The organism is Parendozoicomonas verongulae (genome assembly GCF_009711465.1).
Lineage (GTDB): Bacteria > Pseudomonadota > Gammaproteobacteria > Pseudomonadales > Endozoicomonadaceae > Sansalvadorimonas > Sansalvadorimonas verongulae.
Window position 1 is genome coordinate 1,713 of the sequence record NZ_SMME01000704.1, and the last position, 378, is coordinate 2,090.

Below are 378 nucleotides of genomic sequence, written 5' to 3' on the forward strand. Positions count from 1 at the left end.
CAGAATCACAGGGTGAACACCACACTCAAACAAGTAATCAATCAGGGAGGGTGGTTCTGGAACCTGCACAATCAACTCACCTTCGACTGCTGCTGCCGCGTCAGCGTCAGTATCAGTGCTTTGAGTATCTGAAGTAGTCTCTGTTGTAGTCTCTGTTGTAGTCTCTGTAATGTATGTCGAATCCTGCATACTTGATTGCTGGATTCTGCATTCTTGATTGCTGGATTCTGCAGACTGGCGGTTTTACTGGTCTCATTCAGATTGTCAGATTCTGCAAACTGTTGATTTTTATCGGTTTTTTTCTGCTGGGTTTGAGCGGTTCTTTTCGTCTCTTCATCCTTGTTTGTTGAATCCTGCATACTTGATTGCTGGATTCTG

General features: G+C 44.2%; 1 protein-coding gene. It reads right to left on the minus strand.

What is annotated here, in order from left to right; genetic code table 11:
* The coding region (locus E1189_RS25140) for a hypothetical protein (protein WP_230460108.1) at positions 1–189 on the minus strand (189 nt) is incomplete at its 3' end.
* Positions 190–378 lie beyond the last annotated feature (189 nt).